Origin of the sequence: Devosia sp. Root635 (assembly GCF_001427605.1) — a bacterium.
Lineage (GTDB): Bacteria > Pseudomonadota > Alphaproteobacteria > Rhizobiales > Devosiaceae > Devosia.
Window position 1 is genome coordinate 293,383 of record NZ_LMGZ01000012.1, and the last position, 25,256, is coordinate 318,638.

At 63.9% G+C, this 25,256-nt stretch carries 28 protein-coding genes; 13 read left to right on the forward strand and 15 right to left on the reverse strand.

What is annotated here, in order from left to right; genetic code table 11:
* Positions 1–113: 113 nt before the first annotated feature.
* The 5 genes from hisF to hisB form a co-directional block, all read right to left on the reverse strand.
* The gene (hisF, locus tag ASD80_RS08080) at positions 114–917 is read right to left on the reverse strand and encodes an imidazole glycerol phosphate synthase subunit HisF (RefSeq protein WP_056231128.1); all 804 of its coding nucleotides are present in this window, start codon (positions 915–917) and stop codon (positions 114–116) included.
* Positions 914–1,645: a 1-(5-phosphoribosyl)-5-[(5-phosphoribosylamino)methylideneamino]imidazole-4-carboxamide isomerase gene (gene hisA / locus ASD80_RS08085; RefSeq protein WP_056231379.1), complete on the reverse strand. Its 732-nt coding sequence runs from the start codon at positions 1,643–1,645 to the stop codon at positions 914–916. Before hisA ends, hisF begins: the two co-directional genes overlap by 4 nt.
* Positions 1,642–2,289: an imidazole glycerol phosphate synthase subunit HisH gene (gene hisH, locus ASD80_RS08090; RefSeq protein ID WP_056231131.1), complete on the reverse strand. Its 648-nt coding sequence runs from the start codon at positions 2,287–2,289 to the stop codon at positions 1,642–1,644. The genes hisA and hisH overlap by 4 nt, the downstream gene beginning before the upstream one ends.
* Positions 2,286–2,633 carry a DUF2628 domain-containing protein gene (locus ASD80_RS08095; RefSeq protein WP_056231135.1) on the reverse strand — a complete coding sequence of 116 codons (348 nt, stop codon included), beginning with the start codon at positions 2,631–2,633 and terminating at the stop codon, positions 2,286–2,288. Before ASD80_RS08095 ends, hisH begins: the two co-directional genes overlap by 4 nt.
* A gap of 136 nt (positions 2,634–2,769) precedes the next feature.
* A complete protein-coding gene (gene hisB, locus ASD80_RS08100) occupies positions 2,770–3,357 on the reverse strand; it encodes an imidazoleglycerol-phosphate dehydratase HisB (protein ID WP_056231139.1) in 588 nt (195 codons plus the stop codon).
* A 134-nt stretch (positions 3,358–3,491) separates the two neighbouring features.
* Between hisB and hslV the strand changes: the two genes are divergently transcribed.
* From hslV to hslU, 3 genes are read left to right on the forward strand one after another with little or no spacing between them, the layout of a single operon-like run.
* Positions 3,492–4,052 carry an ATP-dependent protease subunit HslV gene (hslV, locus tag ASD80_RS08105; RefSeq protein WP_056231142.1) on the forward strand — a complete coding sequence of 187 codons (561 nt, stop codon included), beginning with the start codon at positions 3,492–3,494 and terminating at the stop codon, positions 4,050–4,052.
* Positions 4,049–4,561: a GNAT family N-acetyltransferase gene (locus ASD80_RS08110; protein ID WP_056231144.1), complete on the forward strand. Its 513-nt coding sequence runs from the start codon at positions 4,049–4,051 to the stop codon at positions 4,559–4,561. Before hslV ends, ASD80_RS08110 begins: the two co-directional genes overlap by 4 nt.
* A 4-nt stretch (positions 4,562–4,565) precedes the next feature.
* On the forward strand, positions 4,566–5,876 hold the full coding sequence (gene hslU, locus ASD80_RS08115) for an ATP-dependent protease ATPase subunit HslU (protein WP_056231147.1): 1,311 nt from the start codon (positions 4,566–4,568) through the stop codon (positions 5,874–5,876).
* A 142-nt stretch (positions 5,877–6,018) separates the two neighbouring features.
* Here hslU and ASD80_RS08120 read toward each other — a convergent pair whose 3' ends face one another.
* The 3 genes from ASD80_RS08120 to ASD80_RS08130 are packed head-to-tail and all read right to left on the reverse strand — an operon-like array spanning position 6,019 to position 7,726.
* Positions 6,019–6,387, reverse strand: a complete 369-nt coding sequence (locus ASD80_RS08120; protein ID WP_056231149.1) for a helix-turn-helix domain-containing protein — start codon at positions 6,385–6,387, stop codon at positions 6,019–6,021.
* Positions 6,388–6,397: 10 nt separating this feature from the next.
* On the reverse strand, positions 6,398–6,982 hold the full coding sequence (locus ASD80_RS08125; protein WP_056231151.1) for a Smr/MutS family protein: 585 nt from the start codon (positions 6,980–6,982) through the stop codon (positions 6,398–6,400).
* Positions 6,983–7,012: 30 nt separating this feature from the next.
* The gene (locus tag ASD80_RS08130) at positions 7,013–7,726 is read right to left on the reverse strand and encodes a Tim44/TimA family putative adaptor protein (RefSeq protein ID WP_056231157.1); all 714 of its coding nucleotides are present in this window, start codon (positions 7,724–7,726) and stop codon (positions 7,013–7,015) included.
* A gap of 164 nt (positions 7,727–7,890) precedes the next feature.
* On the opposite strand from ASD80_RS08130, the gene ASD80_RS08135 reads away from it, so the two are divergent.
* A complete protein-coding gene (locus tag ASD80_RS08135; protein ID WP_056231160.1) occupies positions 7,891–8,340 on the forward strand; it encodes an FxsA family protein in 450 nt (149 codons plus the stop codon).
* An 88-nt stretch (positions 8,341–8,428) separates the two neighbouring features.
* Positions 8,429–8,956, forward strand: a complete 528-nt coding sequence (secB, locus tag ASD80_RS08140) for a protein-export chaperone SecB (protein WP_056231163.1) — start codon at positions 8,429–8,431, stop codon at positions 8,954–8,956.
* Between the two features lie 136 nt (positions 8,957–9,092).
* On the opposite strand, the gene dnaQ is transcribed toward secB, so the two are convergent.
* The 4 genes from dnaQ to ASD80_RS08160 are packed head-to-tail and all read right to left on the reverse strand — an operon-like array spanning position 9,093 to position 11,834.
* Entirely contained in the window at positions 9,093–9,809 is a 717-nt protein-coding gene (dnaQ, locus tag ASD80_RS08145) for a DNA polymerase III subunit epsilon (protein ID WP_056231165.1), read from the reverse strand.
* Positions 9,806–10,402: a dephospho-CoA kinase gene (coaE, locus tag ASD80_RS08150; protein WP_056231169.1), complete on the reverse strand. Its 597-nt coding sequence runs from the start codon at positions 10,400–10,402 to the stop codon at positions 9,806–9,808. The genes dnaQ and coaE overlap by 4 nt, the downstream gene beginning before the upstream one ends.
* A gap of 2 nt (positions 10,403–10,404) precedes the next feature.
* A complete protein-coding gene (locus ASD80_RS08155; RefSeq protein WP_056231172.1) occupies positions 10,405–11,235 on the reverse strand; it encodes a shikimate dehydrogenase in 831 nt (276 codons plus the stop codon).
* Positions 11,232–11,834, reverse strand: coding sequence for a Maf family protein (locus ASD80_RS08160; protein ID WP_156460379.1), 603 nt, complete (start codon positions 11,832–11,834; stop codon positions 11,232–11,234). The genes ASD80_RS08155 and ASD80_RS08160 overlap by 4 nt, the downstream gene beginning before the upstream one ends.
* Before the next feature lie 432 nt (positions 11,835–12,266).
* Here ASD80_RS08160 and hemE point away from each other — a divergent pair, with 432 nt between their 5' ends.
* From hemE to ASD80_RS08200, 8 genes are all read left to right on the forward strand, one after another.
* On the forward strand, positions 12,267–13,295 hold the full coding sequence (gene hemE, locus ASD80_RS08165) for a uroporphyrinogen decarboxylase (protein WP_056231174.1): 1,029 nt from the start codon (positions 12,267–12,269) through the stop codon (positions 13,293–13,295).
* A gap of 29 nt (positions 13,296–13,324) precedes the next feature.
* On the forward strand, positions 13,325–13,753 hold the full coding sequence (gene hemJ, locus ASD80_RS08170; RefSeq protein ID WP_056231177.1) for a protoporphyrinogen oxidase HemJ: 429 nt from the start codon (positions 13,325–13,327) through the stop codon (positions 13,751–13,753).
* Between the two features lie 293 nt (positions 13,754–14,046).
* A complete protein-coding gene (gene rho / locus ASD80_RS08175) occupies positions 14,047–15,312 on the forward strand; it encodes a transcription termination factor Rho (RefSeq protein ID WP_056231179.1) in 1,266 nt (421 codons plus the stop codon).
* A 12-nt stretch (positions 15,313–15,324) separates the two neighbouring features.
* The gene (gene mnmE, locus ASD80_RS08180) at positions 15,325–16,617 is read left to right on the forward strand and encodes a tRNA uridine-5-carboxymethylaminomethyl(34) synthesis GTPase MnmE (protein ID WP_413813368.1); all 1,293 of its coding nucleotides are present in this window, start codon (positions 15,325–15,327) and stop codon (positions 16,615–16,617) included.
* An 83-nt stretch (positions 16,618–16,700) separates the two neighbouring features.
* Positions 16,701–18,563 (forward strand): tRNA uridine-5-carboxymethylaminomethyl(34) synthesis enzyme MnmG, encoded by a 1,863-nt coding sequence (gene mnmG, locus ASD80_RS08185; RefSeq protein WP_056231184.1) that lies wholly within the window; start codon positions 16,701–16,703, stop codon positions 18,561–18,563.
* Positions 18,563–19,210: a 16S rRNA (guanine(527)-N(7))-methyltransferase RsmG gene (rsmG, locus tag ASD80_RS08190; RefSeq protein WP_056231186.1), complete on the forward strand. Its 648-nt coding sequence runs from the start codon at positions 18,563–18,565 to the stop codon at positions 19,208–19,210. The genes mnmG and rsmG overlap by 1 nt, the downstream gene beginning before the upstream one ends.
* A gap of 27 nt (positions 19,211–19,237) precedes the next feature.
* Positions 19,238–20,038, forward strand: a complete 801-nt coding sequence (locus tag ASD80_RS08195; protein ID WP_056231189.1) for a ParA family protein — start codon at positions 19,238–19,240, stop codon at positions 20,036–20,038.
* Positions 20,039–20,047: 9 nt separating this feature from the next.
* Positions 20,048–20,923 carry a ParB/RepB/Spo0J family partition protein gene (locus ASD80_RS08200; RefSeq protein ID WP_056231191.1) on the forward strand — a complete coding sequence of 292 codons (876 nt, stop codon included), beginning with the start codon at positions 20,048–20,050 and terminating at the stop codon, positions 20,921–20,923.
* A 144-nt stretch (positions 20,924–21,067) separates the two neighbouring features.
* Here the strand turns inward: ASD80_RS08200 and holA are convergent, their stop codons facing one another.
* Genes holA through leuS form a run of 3 tightly spaced genes read right to left on the reverse strand, consistent with a single transcriptional unit; the run spans position 21,068 to position 25,201 of the window.
* The gene (gene holA, locus ASD80_RS08205; protein ID WP_056231194.1) at positions 21,068–22,090 is read right to left on the reverse strand and encodes a DNA polymerase III subunit delta; all 1,023 of its coding nucleotides are present in this window, start codon (positions 22,088–22,090) and stop codon (positions 21,068–21,070) included.
* Positions 22,090–22,596: an LPS assembly lipoprotein LptE gene (lptE, locus tag ASD80_RS08210; RefSeq protein WP_082555143.1), complete on the reverse strand. Its 507-nt coding sequence runs from the start codon at positions 22,594–22,596 to the stop codon at positions 22,090–22,092. The genes holA and lptE overlap by 1 nt, the downstream gene beginning before the upstream one ends.
* Complete coding sequence (leuS, locus tag ASD80_RS08215; protein WP_056231199.1) at positions 22,583–25,201, reverse strand: leucine--tRNA ligase; 2,619 nt, start codon at positions 25,199–25,201, stop codon at positions 22,583–22,585. Before leuS ends, lptE begins: the two co-directional genes overlap by 14 nt.
* Positions 25,202–25,256: the final 55 nt, after the last annotated feature.

A 25,256-nucleotide genomic window follows, 5' to 3' on the forward strand; every position in this document is an offset into this window, starting at 1 on the left:
CCTTGAGCCGGGATCCATCTTGAGATCTCAGGATGGGCCCCGGCTCAAGGCCGGGGTGACACGGTGGTTGGGGATGGCTTAGAGCAAACTTTCACCATTCCGTCACGTTCGACTTAAGCCGTTGCCGGCGTGTCCATCCGCACCGCCACGCCATGGTCGCGCAGATAGGCCTTGGCCTGGGGGATGGTGAAGGTGCCGAAATGGAAGATAGATGCCGCCAGCACGGCGCTGGCATGGCCTTCCTTCACGCCATCGACCAGATCCTGCAGGCTCCCGACGCCGCCCGAGGCGATGACCGGCACTTCCACCGCATCCGCTATGGCGCGGGTCAAAGCGAGGTCGAAGCCAGACTTGGTGCCGTCGCGATCCATCGAGGTGACCAGCAATTCGCCGGCGCCGCGCTCGACCATTCTCGTGGCGAATTCCACCGCATCGAGCCCGGACGGCTTGCGGCCGCCATGGGTGAAGATTTCCCATTCGGAGCGATTATCACCGCCCACACCCTGGTTCAGCCGCTGCTTGGCATCGACCGAGACGACGATGCACTGATTGCCGAATTTGTCGGCCGCGCGCGAGATGAAATCGGGGTCGTTCACCGCCGCCGAATTGATCGCCACCTTGTCGGCCCCGGCCAGCAGGAGCTTGCGGATATCCTCGATGCTCCGGACGCCACCACCCACCGTTACCGGCATGAAGCAGTGTTCGGCCGTGCGCGCCACCACGTCGAAAATGGTGTCGCGGCCCTCATGGCTGGCGGTGATGTCGAGGAAGGTCAGCTCGTCCGCCCCCGCCGCATCATAGGCGATGGCCGCTTCCACCGGATCGCCGGCATCGCGCAGGTCGACGAAGTTCACGCCCTTGACCACACGGCCGCCCATCACATCAAGGCAGGGGATGAGGCGGGTCTTGAGGGTCATGCTGCGGCTTTCAGAAGCGCGAGTGCTTCACGTGAATCAATCCGCCCGTCGTAAAGCGCCCGGCCGGAAATGGCGCCTTCCAGCACCTGATACTCGGGACGCGTCATGCGCTCGATATCGGCCATGGAGGCCAGGCCCCCCGAGGCGATGACCGGGATGGACGTGGTGCGGGCCAGCTCCAGCGTCGAGTCCCAGTTGATGCCGGCCAGCACGCCATCGCGGTCGATATCGGTATAGATGATGGCCGCGACGCCAGCGCCTTCGAAGCGCCTGGCCAGTTCGATGACCGACAGTTCCGACGTCTCGGCCCAGCCTTCCACCGCCACCATCCCTCCACGCGCATCGATGCCGACAGCGACCTGCCCCGGCCACCGGCTTGCGGCTTCCTTGACCAGGGCCGGATCGCGCACCGCCACCGTGCCGAGGATGACGCGGCTGAGGCCCTTGCTCAGCCAGCTCTCGATATGGGCCAGGGTGCGAATGCCGCCGCCGAGCTGCACGGGGAAATTCACCGCCTTGAGGATGGAATCCACTGCCGCGCCATTGACGCTTTCGCCGGCAAAGGCGCCGTTGAGGTCGACGACGTGGAGATACTGGAACCCCTGGTCCTCGAAGCTCTTTGCCTGCGCCGCCGGATCGTCGTTGAACACGGTGGCCTGATCCATGTCGCCCAGCTTGAGGCGCACGCATTGGCCGTCCTTGAGGTCGATGGCAGGAAAGAGGATCACGGCGTCCACCTCAGGAAATTCTCGATCAATTGCAGCCCCAGCGCCTGGCTCTTTTCCGGGTGGAACTGGGTGCCGAACATGTTGTCGCGGCCGACACAGGCGGTGACCGGCGCGCCATAGTCGGTGGTGGCGAGCAGCGTATCGGGGCTTTCGGTCACCAGGTGGTAGGAATGGACGAAATAGGCATGCAGTCCATCCGGACCATCGGCAATGCCCGCGAACAGCGGATGCGGGCGGGTGATGGCAATGGTGTTCCAGCCCATATGCGGAATCTTCAGCGCCGGATCGGAGGGCGCAATCTTTTCCACCGCACCGGGAATCCAGCCAAGACCCGGCGTCACCACCTTCTCCCGGCCCTCGCTGGCCATGAGCTGCATGCCGACGCAGACGCCGAGGAACGGCATGCCGCCGCGAATGACCCGCTCCTCCAGCGCCTCGCCCATGCCTGACACAGCATCGAGCCCGGCCTTGCAATCGGCAAAGGCGCCGACGCCGGGCAGCATGATGCGGTCGGCCTTGCGGACGCGCTCGGGGTCGGCGGTAACCTCGATCGTAATGCCGAGCGGTGTCGCCATGCGCTCGAAGGCCTTCTGGGCCGAGTGCAGATTGCCGGCGCCATAATCGACGATAGCGACGAGGCTCATTGCAAAGCCTCCAGCTGCGCCAGGTCGGCGCTGGGGGCAATGCGCGGACCACGAAAAATCCAGCCGCGCCATTGCAGGGCATGGCGGCGGAGACCGGCGGCAGCGAAGCCGAGCCAGATGGTGGCAAGGAGGTAGAGCAGGCAGGCGGCGTCAGCGCCGATGAAGCGGGACAGCACGACCAGGGCCACGACCTTCAGCAGCCAGGCGACGAGTTCAAGCCAGAGCCCATGCTTCAGCAGGAAAACCGGCGGCAAGACCGCGGCCAGCCACGAGAAAGTCTCGGGCACGACAGCAGGCAGATCGGGCTTGCCGGGCTTGGGATCGAAAATGGCGTAGAGGGTCACAACTCTCTCCATATCCCGATGTCATCCCGGCCTTGAGCCGGGATCCATCTCGAGATCTCAGGATGGGCCCCGGCTCAAGGCCGGGGTGACACCGTGGTTGAGGACGATCTAGTGCAAAAGAGGCGAAAACAAAAGCCTACAGCGTGCCCTTGGTGCTTGGCACCCGATCACCCGCCCGCGGATCGATCTCCACCGCCTCGCGCAGGGCGCGGGCCACGGCCTTGAACATAGACTCGGCCAGATGGTGGTTATTGTCGGTGTAGAAATTCTCGATATGCAGGGTGATCCCGGCATTCATGGCGAAGGCCTGGAAGAATTCGCGGAACAGCTCGGTATCCATCTCGCCGACCTTGTCGCGGCTGAACTCCGCCCGGAAGACGAGGAACGGCCGGCCGGACACATCCAGCGCGGCGCGGGTCAGCGTACCGTCCATGGGCAGGTCGGCGCTGGCATAGCGGCGGATGCCCTTCTTGTCCCCTAGCGCCTGGAGCACAGCCTGGCCAAGGGCGATGCCCACGTCTTCGGCCGTGTGGTGGAAGTCGATGTGGAGGTCCCCCTTGCAGGACACATCCATGTCGATCAGCGAGTGGCGGCTGAGCTGGTCGAGCATGTGATCGAGAAACCCGATGCCGGTCGCCATATTATGCGCGCCAGTGCCATCGAGATTGATCGAGACGGAAATCTCGGTCTCGTTGGTCTTGCGGGCGATGGTTGCTGTGCGCATGGCGGTCTCCGGGCTACGGCGGCTCAACTAGCAGATAGGCACGGTTGCGTGAAGATTGGGTTGAGGGCGCCACGCATTGCATTCCTGCCCGAGGCTCCTAAATATCACGCAACAGTTCTGGAGTACCTCCCCAAATGAGTGACAGTAATTTCCCCGGGTGGCACGGGACGACGATCGTTTCCGTGCGCAAGGGCAACAAGGTCGTGGTGGCTGGCGATGGCCAGGTGTCCATGGGCCAGACGGTGATGAAGCACACCGCCAAGAAGGTCCGGCGGCTGGCCGGTGGCAAGGTGATCGGCGGCTTTGCCGGTTCCACCGCCGACGCCTTCACGCTGTTCGAGCGCCTCGAAACCAAGCTCGAGCAATATCCCGACCAGTTGATGCGGGCCGCGGTGGAACTGGCCAAGGACTGGCGTACCGACCGCTATCTGCGCAAGCTGGAAGCCATGATGATCGTGGCCGACAAGACCGATACGCTGGTGCTGACCGGCACCGGCGACGTGTTGACGCCGGACCATGGCGTTATCGCCATTGGCTCGGGCGGCAATTATGCCCATTCGGCAGCGCTTGCCCTGCATCAGGCGACCGAGCTCGATGCCGAGGATATCGCCCGTCGTGCCATGAAGATCGCCGAGGAAATCTGCGTCTATACCAATGGCAATGTGACGGTCGAAACCATCGAGCTCGACAGGTGAGCTATTCGATCCGTCGGCTGACCGGGAACGATGTCGACGCCTACCGGGCCATCAGGCTCGAAGCGCTGACCGATCACCCCGAATCCTACGGCACCTCGCCCGAAAACTTCGCCATCCGGCCACGGGACGCCCTGGTGGCGATGCTGGACCGCATGGCATTTTTCGGGGTGGTGACGGATGCGGGCGCGCTTGCCGGCATCGTCGCCTATGACCGCGACGACGGCGAACGCGAGACCCATCGCGGCTGGCTGCTGCAGGTCTATGTAAAGCCGGACATGCGCGGCACCGGCGCGTCGCTGGCCTTGCTGGAGGCGGCCGTGGCCCATGCGCGCAAAGAGGTCATCCAGCTCCACCTGATGGTGGGCGCCCACAACGCACCGGCCATCCGGCTCTATGAAAAGGCGGGGTTCACCACCTATGGCACCGACCCCCGCTGCCTTTACGTGAACGGTCGTTACATCGACGAACACATGATGGTGCGCTTCCTCGACGAGGCACCAGGAAAGTAAGCAAATGTCTGAAACCAATTTTTCCCCGCGCGAGATCGTCAGCGAACTCGACCGCAATATCGTGGGCCAGCATGACGCCAAGCGCGCCGTGGCCGTGGCCCTGCGCAATCGCTGGCGCCGGCAGCAGCTCAGCCCCGAACTGCGCCGCGAGGTCAGCCCCAAGAACATCCTGATGATCGGGCCGACCGGCGTCGGCAAGACCGAGATTTCTCGGCGGCTGGCCCGTCTGGCCCAGGCGCCGTTCATCAAGGTGGAAGCCACCAAGTTCACCGAAGTCGGCTATGTCGGCCGCGACGTGGAGCAGATCATCCGTGATCTGGTGGAAGCCGGCATCGCCGTTTTGCGCGACAAGCGCCGCGCCGATGTGCAGGCCCAGGCCCATGCCAATGCCGAAAACCGCGTGCTCGACGCGCTGGTCGGCAATTCGGCAGCGCCCTCGACGCGCGACAGCTTCCGCAAGAAGCTGCGCAACAATGAACTCGACGACAGCGAGATCGAAATCGAGATGACGCCATCGACCGGCACGGGCGGGTTTGAAATCCCCGGCATGCCCAATGGCGGCATCGGCATGATCAACCTTTCCGACATGTTCAAGCAGGCCATGGGCGGGCGCGGGGTGAAGCGCAAGATCAAGGTCAAGGACGCCTATGAGCCGCTGATCGCCGAAGAGGCCGACAAGCTGCTCGACCAGGAACAGCTCAAGGCCGAAGCGATCGAGCTGGTGGAAAACCACGGCATCATCTTCATCGACGAGATCGACAAGGTGGCCCATCGCGAAGGCGGGGCGCAGGGTGGCCCGTCGCGCGAAGGCGTGCAACGGGACCTCTTGCCGCTGATCGAGGGCACCACGGTCTCGACCAAGTATGGTCCGGTCAATACCGACCATATCCTGTTCATCGCCTCGGGCGCCTTCCATGTTTCGAAGCCGAGCGACCTGCTGCCCGAATTGCAGGGCCGTCTGCCGATCCGGGTCGAGCTCAAGGCGCTGACCCGCGAGGATTTCATCCGCATCCTCAACGACACCGATGCCAGCCTCATCAAGCAATATGTGGCGCTGATGGGCACCGAAGGCGTGGTGCTGGACTTCACCCAGGACGCCATCGAGGCCATTGCCGACGCGGCGGTCAAGGTCAACAATTCGGTCGAGAATATCGGCGCGCGGCGGTTGCAGACGGTGATGGAGCGGCTGGTGGAAGACATCAGCTTCGAAGCGCCGGACAAGCAGGGCCAGACCATCCAGATCGACGCGGCGTTTGTGGCGGAGAAGGTGGGTGTACTGGCCGGGGATACGGACCTGAGCAAGTTCGTGCTGTGATCCGATCACGCCACACCCACCGCGCGGCTCCTCCCCCTTGACGGGGGAGGTTGGGAGGGGGTGTCGGTTGGCCCGGATATCGTGGCCAAGCATCCCCCACCCTTGATCCCTCCCCGCAAGGAGGAGGGAGTCGACTGCGCCTTCACCGCTTCCTGCTGCTCCGCCGCACCAGCTCATCGCGCAGGAACCGCAGATCATCCGTATCGAGCTTGCCGATGTCCGATGCCAGCCGGTTGGTCAGCTCGGTGGCTTCTGGCGCAAGGCCGCCGGTATCGATGGTGACCTTGGGGTCGCTCATCTCCGCCAGACGCTGCAATTCCTCGGCTTCGTCCCAGATCACGTTGAAAAACGCGATCATACGGTGCAGCAGGAAGCCGGTGGGGCGGCCGCGCTTGCCGTGTTCCAGCGCCGAAAGATAGGCGCTCGATACATTCAGCGCCGCCGCCATTTCCTTGAGGGAAATGCCGCGCGCCTCACGCAGTTCACGGATTTTTGCGCCAAGCGGCGTCATTGCAGCACCCTCATGCGCGGCGCAGGCGCACATACCACGCCCCCTCCCCGCCATGGCCGCGCGCCGCCACGCTCCAGCCCGAGACCAGCGGCGACAGGCTCGGCTCGCTGAGCCAGATCGGTAGCATGGTGCGCAAGACGCCCCGCTCGGTCATGGCGGCGATATAATCATTGTCGGTCCTGGCGCCCTTGCCGGTGATGACCAGCACAGTGCGGTCGCCGCGGGAGAACCGCGCATGGATGAAGCCATGCAGAGCCGCGCGCGCCTCGTTCTGGGTCATGCCATGCAGGTCGATGCGGCCATCGATCTCGATACGGCCGCGACCCACCTTGCGGCGGATCGCCGGGTCGACCGCCCGGTCCGGCGCCTTGGCTGCGGGCAGGGGCGCCTGATAGGGCGGCAGGAAGGGCCTTTTCGCCGGTTGGCGTCGGGGCGGCGCCTTGGTCACCAGCGGCACAGGCTCCTCCGCCGGTATCGGCAGGGGAACGGCGGTAAATTTCAGCAGGCCCTTGCGCCGCAGCGGATCGACCGTGGAGGCCACGGCCGTCCACAGGTGGAAATCATGCGGCAGGCGCCTGGGATCACGCTTGGACATTGCAATGGGCCGGGTACCTGCCGAATGCGATCAGTCGAGCTGGCTGGTCGTTACGACCTTCCAGTTGGGGTCGCGCGACTTGGGGTTGCGCGCAAAGGTCCATTCGTCGGCAATGGTCTGGACCTGGTCGGCATTGCCGTCCACCAGGTTGCCGTCCTTGTCGCGCGTGGCCGAAACCACCTCGGCATGGAAGCGCACGGTGATCAGGACGTTCTTGCGATCATATTCGGCCTCGGAGATCTCGACCTTGGGCAGGCCGACAAAGGTGAAATCCACGCTCTGGCCGGCGGCCTCGCGCTCGGCAATGGCGCGCTGGAAGCCTTCGAAGACATCCTTTTCCAGGAGGTTCTTCAGCATGGCCCGGTCGCCCGAAGCATAGGCGGTCACGATCATTTCATAGGCCTGCTTGGCGCCGTCGAGGAAGCTCTTGGGGGTAAAGCTCGGATCGGCCTCGACCACGGCTTTGAAGCCGGCGGCCAGTTGCGCGTCGCCATGGGAGAACTGCTCGATTTCGGCCTCGGTCTTGCGGGCGCGGCGTTCGTCATCGAGATCGGGGGCAGCGGTGCCGCGCGGGCGCAGGGGCACCACGGTCTCCTCGGCGGCTTCGGCGGTGGCCGGCTTGCGGCGCTCCAGCGGCGGGCGTTCATTGCCGGTCCTGGTGCCCAGCACCGAGCGCAGGCGGAACAGCACGAAGACCGCCACGGCAATCACGATGAGGGTCGGCAGATCGAAGAATTCATCCATTGCGCAATGCACCTTACCGAAACGCGCCGGAGAAAATCGACGCTACAGCGCTCGTTGAGCGCAACATTGAGGCCTATATATAGGCAAAGCCTCACCCCAAAACCAGTTCACACTGGGGCGAGAACGCGTTTTGCCGCAGTGGCGCAAAGAAGGAAACCCAGACCTTGGCACGATTTTTCGCTCTCGGGCTCATCGCCCTGCCGATCATCGAGATCGCGCTTCTCATCAAGGTGGGGCAGACGATCGGCCTGTTGCCGACACTGGCGCTGATTATCGGCGCCGCCATACTGGGCGGTTTGCTGCTGCGCCAGCAGGGCCTTTCGGTGTTGACCCAGTTGCGCGACAACGTCAATGCCGGCCGCATGCCGGGCCGCACCATCGCCGACGCGATGATGATCGGGGTGGCTTCGCTATTCCTGGTGCTGCCGGGATTTTTGAGCGACGTGGTGGCGCTGGCTTTGCTGTTGCCGCCGGTGCGCGGCTGGATCTATGGCGCCCTGGCCAGCCGGGTGACGGTGGTGGACACGACCACCACCTATCGCCGCCGCGATCCGTCTTCCGGGCGCATCGAAGGCGCCATCGATCTCGACGAGGACGATTACCGCCCCCGCTGAAGCGCTAAGCATGGGTGTCAGCCTTGTCGCCCTTCGGCAAAGATGCTAGCCACGCCGCAACACTTTTGCTCGTTAAGGACACCGGCACATGGCTGACGAAACCCAGGGCGGCGCGGCCCCCAATCCCGCAAACCTGCCCTCGATGAACATGGTGGGCCAGTATATCCGCGACCTCAGCTTCGAAAATCCGGGCGCGCCCGGCTCGATCATGGCCGGCGGCGGCAACCCGGCCTTCAACGTCTCCATTTCGGTCGGCGTCAAGAAGCAGGCCGACGACGTCTATGCGGTGGAGCTGACGCTCAATGCCAAGGCCAACCGCGAAGATGTCGTGCTGTTCAATGTGGAACTGGTCTATGGCGGCGTGTTCCGTCTCAAGAACGTGCCGGAAAACCAGCTCAGCCAGCTTTTGATGATCGAATGCCCGCGGCTGATCTTCCCCTTCGCGCGCCAGGTGCTGGCCTCGACCACCCAGCAGGGCGGTTTCCCGCCGCTGATGATGGAGCCGGTCGATTTCTCCGCCATCTACCGGCAGAACCTGGCCAAGCTGGCCGCCGCCCAGCAGCAGGGCACCTCGCCGCTGACGGCCAATGCCGCCGAGACCGACAAGCCGAACTGAGAAATCCTGTAGTAGCCTCATGGCGAGCTTGTCGAACCATGGGGCGTGGCACGATCCCGTCACGACCTCGTCCTTCGACAGGCTCAGGATGAGGTCTACTGTATAATCCTCAAGCCCCGCCACGCGCGGGGCTTTTTCATTCCGCGGCGACGCCGTTTTCCGGCGCGTAGCGGGCCCAGATGGACTCGGCGCCCAATGTGGCTACCAGCTTGTCATGGGCGGCAATCTCGCTGGGCGAAATACGCGGCGGCAGCGCCACCGGCCGGGGCAGGGCAATGGCCCTTGTGGCGATGGCGTCGGCGCCCGAAATGCTGACCTCGGCGATCAAGGCCAGGCTCACCTGCTTGCCGCCGATCAGCTCCAGATACACTTCGGCCAGGATTTCGCTGTCGAGCAAGGCGCCATGCAGGGTACGGCGGGAATTGTCGATGCCGTAATGCTTGCACAGCGCATCGAGGCTGACACGGGCGCCCGGATGCTTGTCGCGCGCCAGCATCACCGTATCGATGACGTCATTGCCCAGCGGGCGCTGGCCGGCCCGCTCCAGTTCGGCATTGAGAAAGCCCATATCGAAGGGCGCATTGTGGATGACCAACCGCGCATCGCCGAGGAAATCGCGGAAATCCTGCGCCACCGCCTCGAACAGCGGCTTGTCGGCCAGGAATTCGTCGCTCAGCCCATGCACGCGGAAGGCTTCTTCCGGCATGGAACGCTGCGGATTGATATAGACGTGGTAGTGCCGGCCGGAGGGAATGTGGTTGATCAGCTCGACGCAGCCGATTTCGACCAGCCGATCGCCCATGGCGGGCGACAGGCCGGTGGTTTCGGTATCGAGCACAATCTCGCGATTCATTCTTCTGGCCCTTGGGCTCGGAGCTTTGCCACCAAGGCGGCGACCTGGTCGACCGTCTCTTCGAGCGGCAGTCCGGTGTCGAACAGATAGTCGGCCCGCGCCTTCTTGTCGGCTTGGGGCGTCTGCCGGGCAAGGATGGTTTCGAGCTTTCCACTAGTCATTCCCGGCCGTGCCAGCGCCCGCTGCCGCTGGATGGCCTCATCGACCCAGGTGACGCCAATGGCATCGAAGCCGTAATCGAAGCCGCTTTCAAACAGCAGCGGCACTTCCACCACGGCCAGCGCATGGCCCTGCGCCTCGGCCTCGTCCATGAAGCGGGCAATGCGGGCGCGCACCAGGGGATGGACCACGGCTTCGAGCCGTTTGAACCCCGAGGGATCGGCCGCAAGCCGTTGCGACAGCAGGCTTCTATCGATTCTGCCGGCAGTGGAAACTCCGGGGAAAAGTGCTTCCACCGGCGCCACGGCCTCACCCTCATAGAGTTCGGCCACGGCCTCATCGGCGGAAAAGACCGGCACACCGAGATCGGCAAAGGCCCCCAGCACGGTGGATTTTCCCGTAGCGATGGAGCCGGTCATGCCGATGCGCCACATGCTCAATGCCCCAATGTCGCTTCGATCCGGGCGCGCAATTGCGGCGTTACCGCCGGCCGGACCCCAAACCAGGCCTCGAAGCCCGGCACGGCCTGATGCAGCAGCATGCCCAGGCCGTCGACGGTCCGGAAGCCATGGGCCGCCGCCTCGGCCAAGAGGGGCGTCTGCAGCGGCACATAGACGATATCGGTCACCAGCGTCTGCTTGGGCAGCAGGGAAAAGTCGAGCCAGTCGAAGCGGCTGCCGTGCATGCCGATGGAGGTGGTGTTGATGACAATGCCGGTGCGCGGCGCCAATTCAGCGAAAGCCTCGAAGCCATGCGCCTCGAAGGGCCCCTCGATCTCCTCGACCAGCGCCTGGGCATTGGCCAGGGTGCGGTTGAGGATATGCACCTTGCCGCCATTGCGCCGTTGCAGCGCCACCAGCACGGCCCGTGCGGCGCCGCCGGCGCCGATGACCATGGCGTCATCGGGCCCGTCGGACCAGCCGGGCATGGCGGCATCGAGATTGCCGAGAAAGCCGAGATAGTCGGTATTGCTGCCGAAAACCTTGCCGTCCCGGACGACCAGCGTATTCACCGCGCCGATCTTTCGCGCCAGCGGATCGACCTCGTCGCAAAGGGCGAAAACCGCTTCCTTGTGCGGAATGGTGACATTGCCGCCGGCGAACTCACCCTGGCGCAGGCGCTTGAAAAAACCCGGCAGTTCGGCGGGCGCCACATCGATCGCCTCATAGCTGCCATCGATGCCGTGTTCGGCCAGCCAGGTGCCGTGGATGAGCGGGGAGCGCGAATGGTTGATCGGGTGGCCGATGACGAAGGCTTTGGTGGTCACTTGAGGGTCTCGGGGGCAACGGCGCGCAAAGCGGCGAGGAGGGGCAGCAGCGGCAGGCCCAGAATAGTGAAATAGTCGCCCGAAACCGTCTCGAACAGGCGGATGGAGGGACCTTCGAGGCGATAGCCGCCTACCGAAGCAAAGGCGGCATCGCCTTCGCGATCCAGCACGTCGTCGCGTTCTTCGGACGTGAAATCGCGCAGGGTCAGCTCGGCCGTCTCGACGCCGGACCACAGCAGCACATCGTCCCGCACCAGCGCCACCGCAGCATGCAGGCGATGGGTCTTGCCGCGCAGATAGTCGAGCTGGGCGGCGGCTTCGGCGCGATTGGCCGGCTTGTGCAAAAGCGTCGGCCCCAGGCTCAGCGTCTGGTCGGCGCCGATAACAATGGCGCCGGCATTGGTCGCGGCAATGGCGGCAGCCTTCTTCTCGGCCAGCACCAGGGCGACATCCCTGCCATTGCCACCGCCATCGAGCGCCGCCTCTTCCAGCAGGCGTTCGTCGATATGGGCCGGCTGGCAGGAAAAGGCGAGACCGGCCTGTTCCAGCAGGGCTTTGCGCGTGGCACTCTGGCTGGCAAGGATCAGCATGGGGACGATGTTTTCCACACTGTCATCCCCAGCTCAAGCCCGACCTGTGACTATGACTCATGGTTTTGGCCGCGCCTCCGACTTGTTCGACCTGGTTACCGAAACATTAACATTTGGACTCCGCACCCGTCTGGCGGCGGGCTCTGGATAGGTCTGGGGATAACCCGCCGGTGGACAATGCGGGCCACCAACCGGTTTTGCACAGCGGGGTGCGAATCATTGACTCGGGAGTCGCCGCGTTAAGGCTTGATTAACCATTGAGGCGGCGGCACGGCCGGAATGGTCCACAGGCGATGTTAACACCGGGTTAACCATAGGCCTGCGCCTTTGTGCCGCCATGCGGGCGATTGTGGATGGCGTTGAATTAGCCCAAAACACCGCCATGATAATACTGATACGAAGTCAGAAAGACTCTTTAGGGATTTTGAAGGGAAGGGTGACGTGACCCACAAGCCCCTGCTCGCCACCGTGCTTGGCCAGCGCCAGGAACGGCCACCGATCTGGATCATGCGCCAGGCGGGCCGCTATCTGCCCGAATATCGCGCGATCCGGACCAAGGCGAAGAATTTCCTCGAGCTCTGCTATACGCCGGATCTGGCCACCGAAGTCACGCTGCAGCCCTTGCGGCGCTTCGATCTCGATGCGGCCATTCTGTTTTCCGACATTCTGGTCATTCCCGATGCCCTGGGCCAGTCCGTGCGCTTCGAAGCCGGCGAGGGGCCGGTCCTTGACCCGGTGAGCGTCGAAAGCATCGCCGGGCTGGGAAAGGAGAGGAATGCGCTGGACCATCTGGCGCCAGTCCTCGAGGCGGTGCGGCGGCTGCGGGCGGCCTTGGCACCCGAAAAGACCCTGATCGGCTTCTGCGGCTCTCCCTGGACCGTGGCGACCTATATGATCGGCGGTCGCGGTTCGTCCGACCAGGCCGCGGCGCGGCTGTTTGCCTTGCGCCATCCGCAAGCCTTTGCCGATTTGATGGACCTGCTGGTGCAGACCAGCATTGCTTATCTGGTGGCGCAGTTCGATGCCGGCGCCGATATGGTCCAAGTGTTCGAAAGCTGGGCGCTCAATCTCGACGATGTGGCTTTCGCCGAGCGGGTGATCGAACCCAATCGCCGGATCGTCGAGGGCGTGCGGGCAAAAGTGCCCAATGCGCCGATCATTGGCTTTCCGCGCGGCGCTGCCGGCAACCTGGCGCGCTATGCCGCCCAGACAGGGGTCAACGCGCTGGGGCTCGATTATGCTACGCCGCTCGACTTTGCGGCAAAGCACCTGCCGTTATCGCTGCCCGTGCAGGGCAATCTCGACCCGCTGCGCCTGGTGGCCGGCGGCGCCCAGCTCGATGAACGGGTCGACTCCATCATTGCCGCTTTTGCCGCACGGCCCCATATCTTCAACCTGGGCCACGGCATCGTGCCGGAAACCCCGATCGAACATGTCGAACGGCTGGTCGAGCGGGTCAAACGCGGTTAGCACAACCGAGCTGTTGAGGAGTTCGAAAAGTGTATGAATGGGTCAAGGCGCTGCATGTCATCTCCGTCATCGCCTGGATGGCGGGGATGATGTATCTGCCGCGCCTCTTCGTCTATCACGCCCAGTCCGCCGTCGGCTCGGAAAAGTCCGAGACCTTCAAGGTCATGGAGCGCAAGCTCTATCGCGGCATCATCACCCCGGCCATGATCGCCACCTGGATTTTCGGGCTGTGGCTGGCCTTCGGCTTCGGCATCGTCGATTTTTCCATGGGCTGGATGTGGCTCAAGGCGGCAATGGTCCTGATCCTATCAGGCGTGCATGGCTGGTATGGCGGATTGTTGCGCAAGTTCCAGAACGACCAGAATAGTCGGCCGCACACGTTCTACCGCGCCATCAACGAAATCCCCTTCGTCATCGCCGTGGTCATCGTCATCGCGGTGATCGTCAAGCCGTTCTGAGGAGGTCCTGAACCAACCACAGCGTCATTCCCGCCTGTGCGGGAATGACGTTGCAGACGGGGTTGGGATATTTATGCGGGAAGCTACCTTGCCATTCGGGCATAGCCGGGAAGTTTCACGTGAATCCCATCCCCTGCGACGGTTTCGTTCTTGAAACTGCCGCAAGATCGCGCTACATGCCTTGCCAACGCATCCCAATCATAGCTGACCGGCCCCGGTCGCTGCGCGGTGCCTACCCCTCCCAGATTTATCGCCTTCGACGATTACCGTTTCCCAATAGGGTCTCCCGCTACATGCAGAATATGAAGCTCAGCGAGCTCAAGGCCAAATCCCCGGCCGAACTCCTGGTGTTCGCTGAAGAACACGAGGTCGAGAACGCCTCGACCATGCGCAAACAGGAATTGATGTTTGCCATCCTCAAGGAGCTTGCCGCACAGGAAGTCGACATTACCGGCGAAGGCGTCGTCGAAGTCCTCCCCGACGGTTTCGGTTTCCTGCGCTCCCCGGACGCCAACTACCTTCCGGGCCCCGACGACATTTATGTCAGCCCGTCCCAGATACGCCGCTTCGGTCTGCGGACCGGCGATACGGTTGAAGGCCAGATAAGGTCTCCCAAGGATGGCGAGCGCTATTTCGCGCTGCTGAAGGTCAATACCATCAATTTCGAAGATCCCGAGGCGGTGCGCCACAAGGTCAACTTCGACAACCTCACCCCGCTTTATCCGGAAGAACGGCTCCGCATGGAGCTGCCCGATCCGACCATCAAGGATCGCTCCGCCCGCCTGCTCGATCTCGTTGCGCCGCTCGGCAAGGGCCAGCGCGCTTTGATTGTTGCGCCGCCGCGTACCGGTAAGACTGTACTGTTGCAGAATATTGCACAATCGATCGCTACCAATCACCCCGAATGTTATCTCATCGTGCTGCTGATCGACGAGCGGCCCGAGGAAGTGACGGACATGCAGCGCTCGGTGCGCGGCGAAGTCATTTCCTCGACCTTCGACGAGCCGGCCAGCCGCCACGTCCAGGTCGCCGAAATGGTGATCGAAAAGGCCAAGCGCCTGGTCGAGCACAAGCGCGACGTGGTCATCCTGCTCGATTCCATCACCCGCCTCGGCCGCGCCTACAACACCGTGGTTCCGAGCTCCGGCAAGGTTCTCACGGGCGGCGTCGACGCCAATGCGCTGCAGCGGCCGAAGCGCTTCTTCGGCGCCGCGCGCAATATCGAGGATGGCGGTTCGCTGACCATCATTTCCACGGCGCTGATCGATACCGGCTCGCGCATGGACGAAGTGATCTTCGAAGAGTTCAAGGGTACCGGTAACTCGGAAATCATCCTTGACCGCAAGGTCGCCGACAAGCGCATCTTCCCGGCGCTCGACATCACCAAGTCGGGCACCCGCAAGGAAGAACTGCTGGTCGAAGCCGACATTCTCAAGAAGATGTATGTGCTGCGCCGCATCCTCAACCCGATGGGGACGATCGACGCCATGGAATTCCTGGTCGACAAGGTTCGCCAGACCAAGACGAATTCCGACTTCTTCGATTCGATGAATACCTAAGCGCCGCGCATAATCATGCGGACGGGCGATACAATCGTGGCGCTGTCCTCCGGGGCACCGCCATCCGGTGTGGCGGTCATCCGCCTCTCCGGGCCCGATGTGTCGGACATTCTCCTCGATATTGCTGGCTCCATCCCCGAGCCGCGGCGCCTGACGTTGCGGCCCATCGGCCGCGATTCTCTGCTCGATCGGGGCCTTGTCGCCTGGTTCCCGGCGCCGCACAGTTTTACCGGCGAGGACTGCGCCGAATTGCAGGTGCATGGCTCGCCCGCCGGCGTTCGTGCCATCATCAAGCTCATCACCTCAAAGGGTGCGCGCCTGGCCGAGGCCGGCGAATTTACCCGCCGCGCCTTTGAAAACGGCAAGCTCGATCTGGTCGAAATCGAAGGTCTCGGCGACCTGCTGGAGGCCGAAACCGAGAACCAGCGCCGCCAGGCCCTGGCCCGGTTCGAAGGTGGCCTGAGCCAACGCATCGATAGCTGGCGCGACCAGTTGCTCGACCTGCGGGCCGAAATCGAAGCCCGGCTCGACTTTTCCGACGAAGGCGACGTGGCCGACGCCCTGCCCGCCAGCTTCGGCGACAGCATCGCCGCCCTGCGCGCCGATATCGGCACCGCCCTGGCCTCGCTGGAGCATGGCCGCATCATCCGCGAAGGCATCCGTGTCGCCCTGGCCGGTCCACCCAATGCCGGAAAATCCAGCCTGCTCAATGCCTTGGCCAAATCCGACATTGCCATCGTCACCGACGAAGCCGGCACCACGCGCGATGTGCGCGAAGTCCCGCTCGATATCGGTGGCCAGCTCTATATCCTGCTGGACCTGGCCGGCCTGCGTGACACCGACAGCAAGGCTGAAGCCGAAGGCGTCCGCCGCGCCCGCCAGGCCATTGAGCAGGCCGATATCGTCCTGTGGCTGCACGCGCCGGATATTGCCGATGCCATGGCCGGGCAAGGCGACCGGATCATCAGGGTCGGCACCAAGCGCGATCTGGGTGCGGTGCCCGGCATGGATGTCGAGGTCTCCGCCCAATCGGGCGCTGGCCTTGCCGACCTCTTGCAGCGCATCGAGGCCATCGGCGAGACATTGTCCACCGGCGAGCCCGCCGTGCTGAGCCGCGAGCGGGATCGTCTGGCACTGGAAAGCGCCACCGAAGCCCTGAACGCGGCCGCACGGCAACTGGCCGTGCCCGAACTGGCTGCCGAAAGCCTGCGCATCGCCTCACAATCGCTTGAGCGACTGTTGGGGCGCCTGGATGCCGAGCGTGTGCTGGACCGACTGTTTGCCAGCTTCTGCATCGGCAAATGATTCACGTGAAACACGCCCACCACGTGCCCGGAATTGATTCACGTGAAACATTGGCCTATTGAGACGGCCTTCGGAGACAGGTCATGAGCGACTATGCCGTTATCGTCGTTGGAGGTGGTCACGCCGGCTGTGAAGCCGCGGCCGCTTCGGCACGCCTGGGCGCTCCGACGGCGCTGGTGACGCACAAATTCGCCACCATCGGCGAGATGAGCTGCAATCCCGCCATTGGCGGCCTGGGCAAGGGCCATCTGGTGCGCGAGATCGATGCGCTGGATGGTCTGATGGGTCGCGTTGCCGACGCGGCCGGCATCCAGTTCCGCGTGCTCAACCGCCGCAAAGGCCCCGCGGTACGCGGTCCCCGCGCCCAGGCCGACCGCAAGCTCTATCGCCAGGCCATGCAGGCCGCCATCACCGCGCAGCCCAATCTCGACGTGATCGAGGGCGAGGTCGACGATATCGAAGTGAGCAATGGTGCAGTCAGCGGTGTCGTGCTGCTCGATGGCCGCCGCATCGGCACCAAGGCCGTGGTACTGACCACCGGCACCTTCCTGCGCGGGTTGATTCATCGCGGCGAGGAAACCACGCCGGCAGGGCGCTTGGGGGAAAAGCCGGTGCTGGGGCTCTCCACGCGCCTCGAAAATCTCGGGCTGCAACTCGGCCGCCTCAAGACCGGCACCCCGGCACGGCTCGATGGCACCAGCATCGATTACGCCCGGCTCGAAGCGCAGCCGGGCGACGATGTGCCCGAACCATTCTCCGCCCTGACCGCGGCCATCACCACGCCGCAGGTTTCCTGCCACATTACGCGCACGACTGCCGAGACGCATCGGATCATCTCGGAAAACCTGCATCGCTCGGCCATGTATGGCGGCCGCATCCAGAGCCGCGGGCCGCGCTATTGCCCGTCTATCGAGGACAAGGTGGTGCGCTTCGCCGATCGCGACAGCCACCAGATTTTCCTTGAGCCGGAAGGGCTTGACGACAGGACGGTCTATCCCAACGGCGTTTCCACCTCGCTGCCGGCCGAGGTGCAGGAAGCCTTTCTGCGCACCATGCCGGGGCTGGAAAATGTACTTATCATCCGGCCGGGCTATGCCATCGAATATGACCATGTCGATCCGCGCGAGCTGCGGCCGACCCTCGAAGTGAAGCGCCAGCCTGGGCTATATCTGGCCGGGCAGATCAATGGCACGACCGGCTATGAAGAGGCCGGGGCGCAGGGCCTGCTGGCCGGCGCCAATGCTGCCCTCGCCGCTGCCGGCAGCGACCCGCTGATCCTGTCGCGGACCGAAAGCTATCTTGGCGTCATGGTGGACGACCTGGTGACGCGCGGCGTGTCCGAACCCTACCGCATGTTCACCTCGCGCGCCGAATTCCGCTTGCATCTGCGCGCCGACAATGCCGATCAGCGCTTGACGCCGCTGGGGGTGGAAAGGGGCCTGGTCGGGGGCGAACGCCGCGAATTGTTTGCCGGCAAGGCTGCGGCGCTCACCCATGGCCGCATCCTGCTGAACAGCCTTACCGCCTCGCCCAATGCGGCGCGCAAGGCTGGCATTGCCGTCAATGAAGATGGCAAGCTGCGCTCGGCCTTCGACCTGTTGTCCTACCCCGACGTGACAGCGGCCGACACCGGCCGACTCTGGCCGGAAGTACTTGAAATCGCTCCGGAAATTATCGATCAATTGGTTGTCGATGCGCAATATGCGGTTTATCTCGACCGCCAGCGCAGTGATATCGACGCGGTGCGTCGTGACGAGCAGAAGCCGATCCCCGATCATCTCGATTATGCGGCGATTCCCGGCCTGTCGATGGAGCTGCGCCAGAAGCTGCAGCAATATCGGCCGCAGACCATCGCCCAGGCACTGGCCATGGATGGCATGACGCCGGCTGCGGTGACGCTGCTGCTCGCCGTTATCCGGCGCGGCGATCTGCGTCAGGCCGGCTGATGGCGGCCAGCGACGTCATTGCCCCTTATGCCGCGCAGTTCACCCGGCCACTTGCCGATGTCGTGGCCGATCTGGAATCCTATGCTCAGCTTCTCAGAAAGTGGCAGGCGGTACAGAATCTTGTTTCACGTGAAACACTGGATGCTGTCTGGTCCCGGCATTTTGCCGACAGTTTGCAGGTGCTGCCCCTGCTGAAGCCGGGCGATCATGCCTTTCTCGATCTGGGCAGCGGTGGTGGCCTGCCGGCTTTGCCGCTGGCCATTGCGCTCAAGAGCCCGAATCACCATTTCACTCTTATCGAGCCCAATGGGCGGAAGGTCAGTTTCCTGCGCACGGTGGCGCGGGAATTGGGGCTTGTCGTTGCCGTGGAAGGCCGGCGCAGCGACCAGATTGATTCACGTGAAACACCGCCGCCTGATGTCATAACCTCCCGCGCGCTGGCCGGCCTGCCGGTGCTTTGCGGCTGGATGGAACCGTTTTTCGCCCCGAAAACACGCGCCATCCTGCATAAGGGCAGGGAACATGTTGAAGAACTGGCGGAAGCGGTTCCGCAATGGGACTTTAACGTGGTAGTAACCAGGAGTGACACCGATGCAGAAGGTGTTCTGCTCACGCTTACAGATTTGTGTGCGAAAACAGTGAGTTAGTTAGCGGCGAACGAGCTGGAGGCCATTGTGGCGCCCCGTATCCTGACATTGGCGAACCAGAAGGGCGGTGTGGGCAAGACCACGACCGCCATCAATCTTGCGACTGCCTTGGCCGCCATCGGCGAGCGCGTGCTGATCGTCGATCTCGATCCGCAGGGCAATGCTTCGACCGGGCTGGGCATTTCGCGTACCGACCGCGACGTCTCGTCCTATGACCTGCTGGTGGGTGAAGCCAGCGTGGCGCAGGCGGCGATCATGACCAGCGTGCCCAATGTGGCCATCGTGCCCTCGACCATGGACCTGCTGGGCGTGGAACTGACCATTGCCGGTCAGGCCGACCGCGCCTTCAAGCTGCGCAATGCCTTCAGGCAGCTGGGCGACCTGACCATCAACGAGCGGCCGGTGAGCTATATCCTCATCGACTGCCCACCTTCGCTGAATCTGCTGACCGTCAATTCACTGGTCGCCGCCGATGCGGTGCTGGTGCCGCTGCAATGCGAGTTCTTTGCGCTGGAAGGCTTGAGCCAACTGCTTCAAACCATTGAGCAAATCCGCTCGACGCTCAATCCGCGCCTGTCCATCCAGGGCGTGGTGATGACCATGTTCGATAAGCGCAATAACCTTTCCGAGCAGGTCTTGCAGGACGTGCGTCAGGAGATGGGCAACCTCGTCTATGACACCGTCATCCCGCGCAATGTGCGGCTCAGCGAGGCGCCGTCCTATGGCAAGCCGGCTTTGCTTTACGACCTAAAATGTGCCGGCAGCCAGGCCTATCTGCGGCTGGCAACCGAAGTGATCCGCCGCGAGCGGCAGCTCAATGCGGCATAGGAGCCCGACATGAACGACAAACCCACACGTCTCGGTCGCGGGCTCGCGGCGCTGATTGGCGATATGGCCACCGTCGAGGGCGCCCGCGTCACCGAATCGGGCGGGGTGAAGCGCCTGCCGGTCGAATTCATCATCGCCAATCGGGCCAATCCGCGCCGCAGCTTCGATCCCGACCAGCTTGAAGAGCTGACCAACTCCATACGTGAAAAGGGCGTGATGCAGCCCCTCCTGGTGCGGCCCAGCGAAGATCCCAATATTTTCGAGCTGATCGCCGGCGAACGTCGCTGGCGCGCCGCCCAGAAGGCGGGCCTGCATGATGTGCCGGTCATCGTGCGCGAAGTGGGCGACAAGGAAGCGCTCGAGCTTGCCATTATCGAGAATGTGCAGCGCGCCGATCTCAATCCGCTTGAAGAAGCAATGGGTTATGGCCAGCTTATCGAGCAGTTCGATTATACCCAGCAGGATTTGGCCCAGGTGATCGGCAAGAGCCGCTCGCATGTCGCCAACACCTTGCGCCTGCTGCGCCTGCCCGAAGATGTGCGCGGCATGGTGGCCAGCGGCACATTGACGGCCGGTCATGCCCGCACGCTGATCACCGCCGAGGACCCGGCCAGCCTGGCGCGGCAGATCGTCGCCGGCGGGCTTTCGGTGCGCGAGGCCGAAGCGTTGAGCCAGCAGCGCGATGTCGCGGGCACCAGGAAGCCCAGCGCGGCCCAGGGGCCGCGCGATCCCGATACGGTGGCGCTGGAGCGCCGCCTGTCGGACGCATTGGGTCTTTCGGTGTCGCTGGCGCATAGCGAGCGCGGCGGCAAGCTCGAAATCCGCTACAAGACGCTGGAACAGCTCGACGGCATCTGCCTCAGGCTGACCGGGTCTACGAACTAGGGACCGCGCGGGCTCTACCCACCACCGTCATCACCCGGCTTGTCCGGGTGATCCGTGTTAGCGCCTGCCGTGTCATGGGATTGCCCGGACAGGCCGGGCAATGACCACGGTTGGGGACTGAACGTTTCACGTGAAACGCCGACTTCAATGCGCCGCGGCCATCATGCAGATGGCCAGCAGGGCGCGGCGCAGGCCGGCTTCGGCCAGAGCCGGGCGCCGCCGGCTATCGGCGGTGGTTTGCAGGATGCGGTCACTGGCGGCGGCCAAAGCCGCATCCGACCACAGGCGCAATTGCTGTTCTAAAGCCGAGATGCGCGAAAAATGCGGCTTTGGCCGCAAGCCCTCCAGCACCATGCGCGGCGTCTTGCCGGCATCCACCTCGGTCCGCCAGCGGCGCAGATTGGCGAAATGGATGGTGCACATGGCCAGGAGGCGCTGCGGATCGACCGCCGATGACAAAGCGCGGTTCAGCGCCAGTTCCAGCTTTTCGGCGTGGCCGCCGCCGGTGGCGTCGAGAATGGCGTCGATGGCCAGCATGCCATTGTCGGCGCAGAGCAGCAGCACGTCCTCGCGCGTCAGGGTCTTGCTGGAAGCCGCGTAAAGGCAGAGTTTTTCCAGCTCGCGGCGGGTGATTTCGCGGTCATTGCCGAGGATTTCGCGCAAAGTGGCGACCACATCGGCATCGATGCGGATGCCGTTCTGGTTGAAGGTCTCGCGAATCAGCGCCTGCAATGTCTCGTCGCTATCGGGATAGCAGGGCAAAGCGCGGCCGAGCTTTGTCGCCTCCACCAAAGCCCGCAGCGCATCCCTGGGCGTGAGGTTGCCCGCTTCGAGCACGATGGCGGCGCCGGCCGGATCGTCACGCAGCTCGGTCAGCGTCATGACCAGCGATTTGCCGGCGCCGCGCACGCGGATGATGCGCTTGCCGCCGAACAGCGACATGGTACGGGCTTCCACCGCCAGAATGGAGGGGTCGGCATCCACTTCGGCGCCGTCGAGCGTGACCACGCTGGCCGCTTCCGGGTCCTCGCCGCTCAATTGGCGGATCAGGCGCTGTGCGGTCTCCCGTACCAGGCCGGCATCGGGGCCATAGGCGAGGAAAATGCCTTCGGTTAGGTCGGGGCGCGCCAGGAAGCGGGCGACTTCATGCGCCTTGAGCGCCGTCATCAGCGGCTGAGCGAGGCCAGCATGGCCAGCCGCAGCGATTCGGCGGCGGCCCTGGCAGCCCGCTCGGCGGCTTCGCCGCGGGCGGCCGTATCGGCCAGAACCTGGCCGCTGGTGGTATATTCGGCGCTGGCGGTCCGGGTGAAGGTCATCGGTGCGGCGTCAGTGCCGTCTCGCCGGACGATGACGAGCGTGGCGGTGACGGTCATTCGCGCCAGCTTGTTGGGATTGGTCGTCGCCGAAAGGCCGACAACCCGCGATGACGAGCTCGCCGATACGCTCGCCAGCGGTGCCGTGGCCGCGTCCGACGTGCCGAACCGCAGTGCCAGCTCCTGGGAGATGACCTGGGCCAGCCGCGAACCCGGCTTGGCAAAGGCCAGGTTCAGCATGGGCTGGCTGGCCACGGCGCCGCTATAGACCGGCGAGAAGCTGCAGGCGGCCAGCGCCGCCCCAAGACCCAGCAGCATACCGGCGGCAACGATGCGGCGCAGGGGCTTAGACAACGACATTGACGATCCTGTCCGGGACGATGACGATCTTCTTGGGTGTCTTTCCGTCCAGAATGCGGACAATCTCGTCCATTGACAAGACCAGCTTCTCCACCTCCGCGGCGGGCATGCCTTTGGCCACGGTGATTTCGCCGCGACGCTTGCCGTTGACCTGGATGGGCAGGGTCACCGTGTCGTCCACCAGCAGGGCCGGATCGACCTCGGGCCAGGGCGCATCGGTCACCAGCCCCGGCTTGCCCAGGGCCTGCCAGCAGGTTTCGGCCAGATGCGGCATCATCGGCGCGATCAACTGGATCAGACGCTCCACGCCCTCCTGCAGGGCGCCGATCCGCGCCGCCGGGGCGGCGGAAGCCAGCCCGGCGGCGCGCACAAGTGCATTGGTCAGCTCATAAATCTGCGCCACGGCGCGGTTGAAGCGCAGCCCCTCGATATCGCCGCCCACCGTATGGACCGCACGATGCACCGCCTTGCGCAGGGCCTTGGCCTCATCATCACCGGAACTGTGAACAATGTCCGAAGACTGTTTCACCAGATCGATGGTTTCACCCACCAGCCGCCAGACGCGCTGCTGGAAGCGGCTGGCGCCTTCGACACCGGCCTCGGTCCATTGCACGTCGCGCTCCGGCGGGGAGTCCGACAGCATGAACCAGCGCGCCGTATCGGCGCCATAACTGGCGACGATCTCGTCGGGATCGACCACGTTCTTCTTGGATTTGCTCATCTTTTCGATCGAGCCGATGGCGATCGGCTCGTTCGAGCGAATGTGGCGGGCCAGGCGCTGCTCGCCATTGGCCTCGATCACCACTTCGGCCGGGGCGACCCATTCGCCGCGCGGCGACTTGTAGGTCTCGTGGGTCACCATGCCCTGGGTGAACAGGCCCTTGAATGGTTCATCCAGCCCCACATGGCCGGTCGCCTTCATGGCGCGGGTGAAGAAGCGCGAATAGAGCAGGTGCAGAATGGCGTGCTCGACGCCGCCGATATACTGATCCACCGGCAGCCAGCGGTCGGCAATGGCGGGAATGGTCGGCGTATCAGCGTCGGGCGCGGTGAAGCGAGCAAAATACCACGAGGAATCGACGAATGTGTCCATGGTGTCGGTTTCGCGCCGGGCCGCGCCGCCGCATTGCGGGCAGTTGACATGCTTCCAGCTCGGATGGTGATCGAGCGCATTGCCGGGCTTGTCGAAGGTGACGTCGGTCGGCAGCACCACCGGCAGGTCCTTCTTGGGCACCGGAATGGTGCCGCAGACCTCGCAATGGATGATCGGGATCGGTGCGCCCCAATAGCGCTGGCGCGACAGGCCCCAGTCGCGCAGGCGATAATTGACTTCCACCGTGCCCTGGGGCCGGCCGAGGACGCTGCGGGTGGCGAAATGGGCGGCAATGGCCTTCTTGGCCTCGTCCACGGTCAAGCCGTCGAGGAAGCCGGAATTGTAGATCACGCCGGGGTCCGTCGCCGCCTCGTCGGCAATGGCGAAGCTGGAGGCATCGGCTCCCTCGGGCAAAACCACGGGCACCACCGGCAGGTCATATTTGCGGGCGAAATCCAGGTCGCGCTGGTCATGCGCCGGGCAGCCGAAAATGGCGCCGGTGCCATAGTCCATCAGCACGAAATTGGCGACATAGACGGGCAGGGTCTGCCCCTCGATCACCGGATGCTTGACGCGCAAACCGGTGAACAGGCCCAGTTTCTCGCCTTTTTCCAGCGTTTCGGTGGCGGTGCCATGGCGGTGGCATTCGGCGACGAATTCGGCCAGTTCCGCATTGCCCGCGGCCAGTTCCGTCGTCAGGGGATGGTCGGGCGACAGCGCGATGAAGGATGCGCCGAAAATGGTGTCCGGCCGCGTGGTGAACACCTCGATGCTGGTCGCGGTCGTGGCGTCATCAGCCAGCAGTTCGAACAGCAGGCGCAGGCCTTCGGACCTGCCGATCCAGTTGCGCTGCATGACGCGCACCTTTTCCGGCCATTCTGTCAGCCCGTCCAGCGCCTCCAGCAGCTCTTCGGCATAGTCCGAGATCTTGAAGAACCACTGGGTCAGCTCGCGCTGTTCCACCACGGCGCCCGAGCGCCAGCCGCGCCCGTCGATGACCTGCTCATTGGCCAGCACGGTCATGTCCACCGGGTCCCAGTTGACCTTGGATTTCTTGCGGGTGACCAGGCCTGCCGCCAGCATGTCGATGAACATAGCCTGCTGGTGCCGATAATAGTCCGGCTCGCAGGTGGCGATCTCGCGGGTCCAGTCGATGGCCAGGCCCATGGACTTGAGCTGGGCCTTCATGGCCTCGATATTCTGGCGGGTCCAGATGCCCGGATTCATGCCGCGTTCGATAGCGGCATTTTCCGCGGGCAGGCCGAAGGCATCCCAACCCATGGGATGGAGCACATTGCGGCCCTTGGCGCGGTAGTAGCGCGCCACCACGTCGCCCATGGAATAATTGCGCACATGGCCCATATGGATGCGGCCCGAGGGATAGGGGAACATCTCGAGGACGTAATAGGGCTCGCGCTTGTCGTCATTGGAGCTGACAAAGCTGCGGGCGTCGTCCCACACCTTTTGCCATTTGGGTTCCATTTCGCGCGGATTGTAGCGTTCGCCGCTCACTGAACTCGTCCTCGGGGTCATATTCGCAGGCGCCGGGTAAAGTCCGGCACGGCTT

Coding starts and splice junctions, on each gene's coding strand:
- ASD80_RS08130 (WP_056231157.1), bottom strand. CDS start 7,726: ATGGATGAATTCTTCGATCTGCCGACCCTCATCGTGATTGCCGTGGCG.
- coaE (WP_056231169.1), bottom strand. CDS start 10,402: ATGTGGCGCATCGGCATGACCGGCTCCATCGCTACGGGAAAATCCACC.
- dnaQ (WP_056231165.1), bottom strand. CDS start 9,809: ATGAATCGCGAGATTGTGCTCGATACCGAAACCACCGGCCTGTCGCCC.
- hisH (WP_056231131.1), bottom strand. CDS start 2,289: ATGAGCCTCGTCGCTATCGTCGATTATGGCGCCGGCAATCTGCACTCG.
- rsmG (WP_056231186.1), top strand. CDS start 18,563: ATGGCGGCCAGCGACGTCATTGCCCCTTATGCCGCGCAGTTCACCCGG.
- hisF (WP_056231128.1), bottom strand. CDS start 917: ATGACCCTCAAGACCCGCCTCATCCCCTGCCTTGATGTGATGGGCGGC.
- hisB (WP_056231139.1), bottom strand. CDS start 3,357: ATGCGCACAGCAACCATCGCCCGCAAGACCAACGAGACCGAGATTTCC.
- hslV (WP_056231142.1), top strand. CDS start 3,492: ATGAGTGACAGTAATTTCCCCGGGTGGCACGGGACGACGATCGTTTCC.
- mnmG (WP_056231184.1), top strand. CDS start 16,701: ATGAGCGACTATGCCGTTATCGTCGTTGGAGGTGGTCACGCCGGCTGT.
- rho (WP_056231179.1), top strand. CDS start 14,047: ATGCAGAATATGAAGCTCAGCGAGCTCAAGGCCAAATCCCCGGCCGAA.
- ASD80_RS08200 (WP_056231191.1), top strand. CDS start 20,048: ATGAACGACAAACCCACACGTCTCGGTCGCGGGCTCGCGGCGCTGATT.
- hslU (WP_056231147.1), top strand. CDS start 4,566: ATGTCTGAAACCAATTTTTCCCCGCGCGAGATCGTCAGCGAACTCGAC.
- ASD80_RS08125 (WP_056231151.1), bottom strand. CDS start 6,982: ATGTCCAAGCGTGATCCCAGGCGCCTGCCGCATGATTTCCACCTGTGG.
- ASD80_RS08120 (WP_056231149.1), bottom strand. CDS start 6,387: ATGACGCCGCTTGGCGCAAAAATCCGTGAACTGCGTGAGGCGCGCGGC.
- lptE (WP_082555143.1), bottom strand. CDS start 22,596: ATGTCGTTGTCTAAGCCCCTGCGCCGCATCGTTGCCGCCGGTATGCTG.
- secB (WP_056231163.1), top strand. CDS start 8,429: ATGGCTGACGAAACCCAGGGCGGCGCGGCCCCCAATCCCGCAAACCTG.
- holA (WP_056231194.1), bottom strand. CDS start 22,090: ATGACGGCGCTCAAGGCGCATGAAGTCGCCCGCTTCCTGGCGCGCCCC.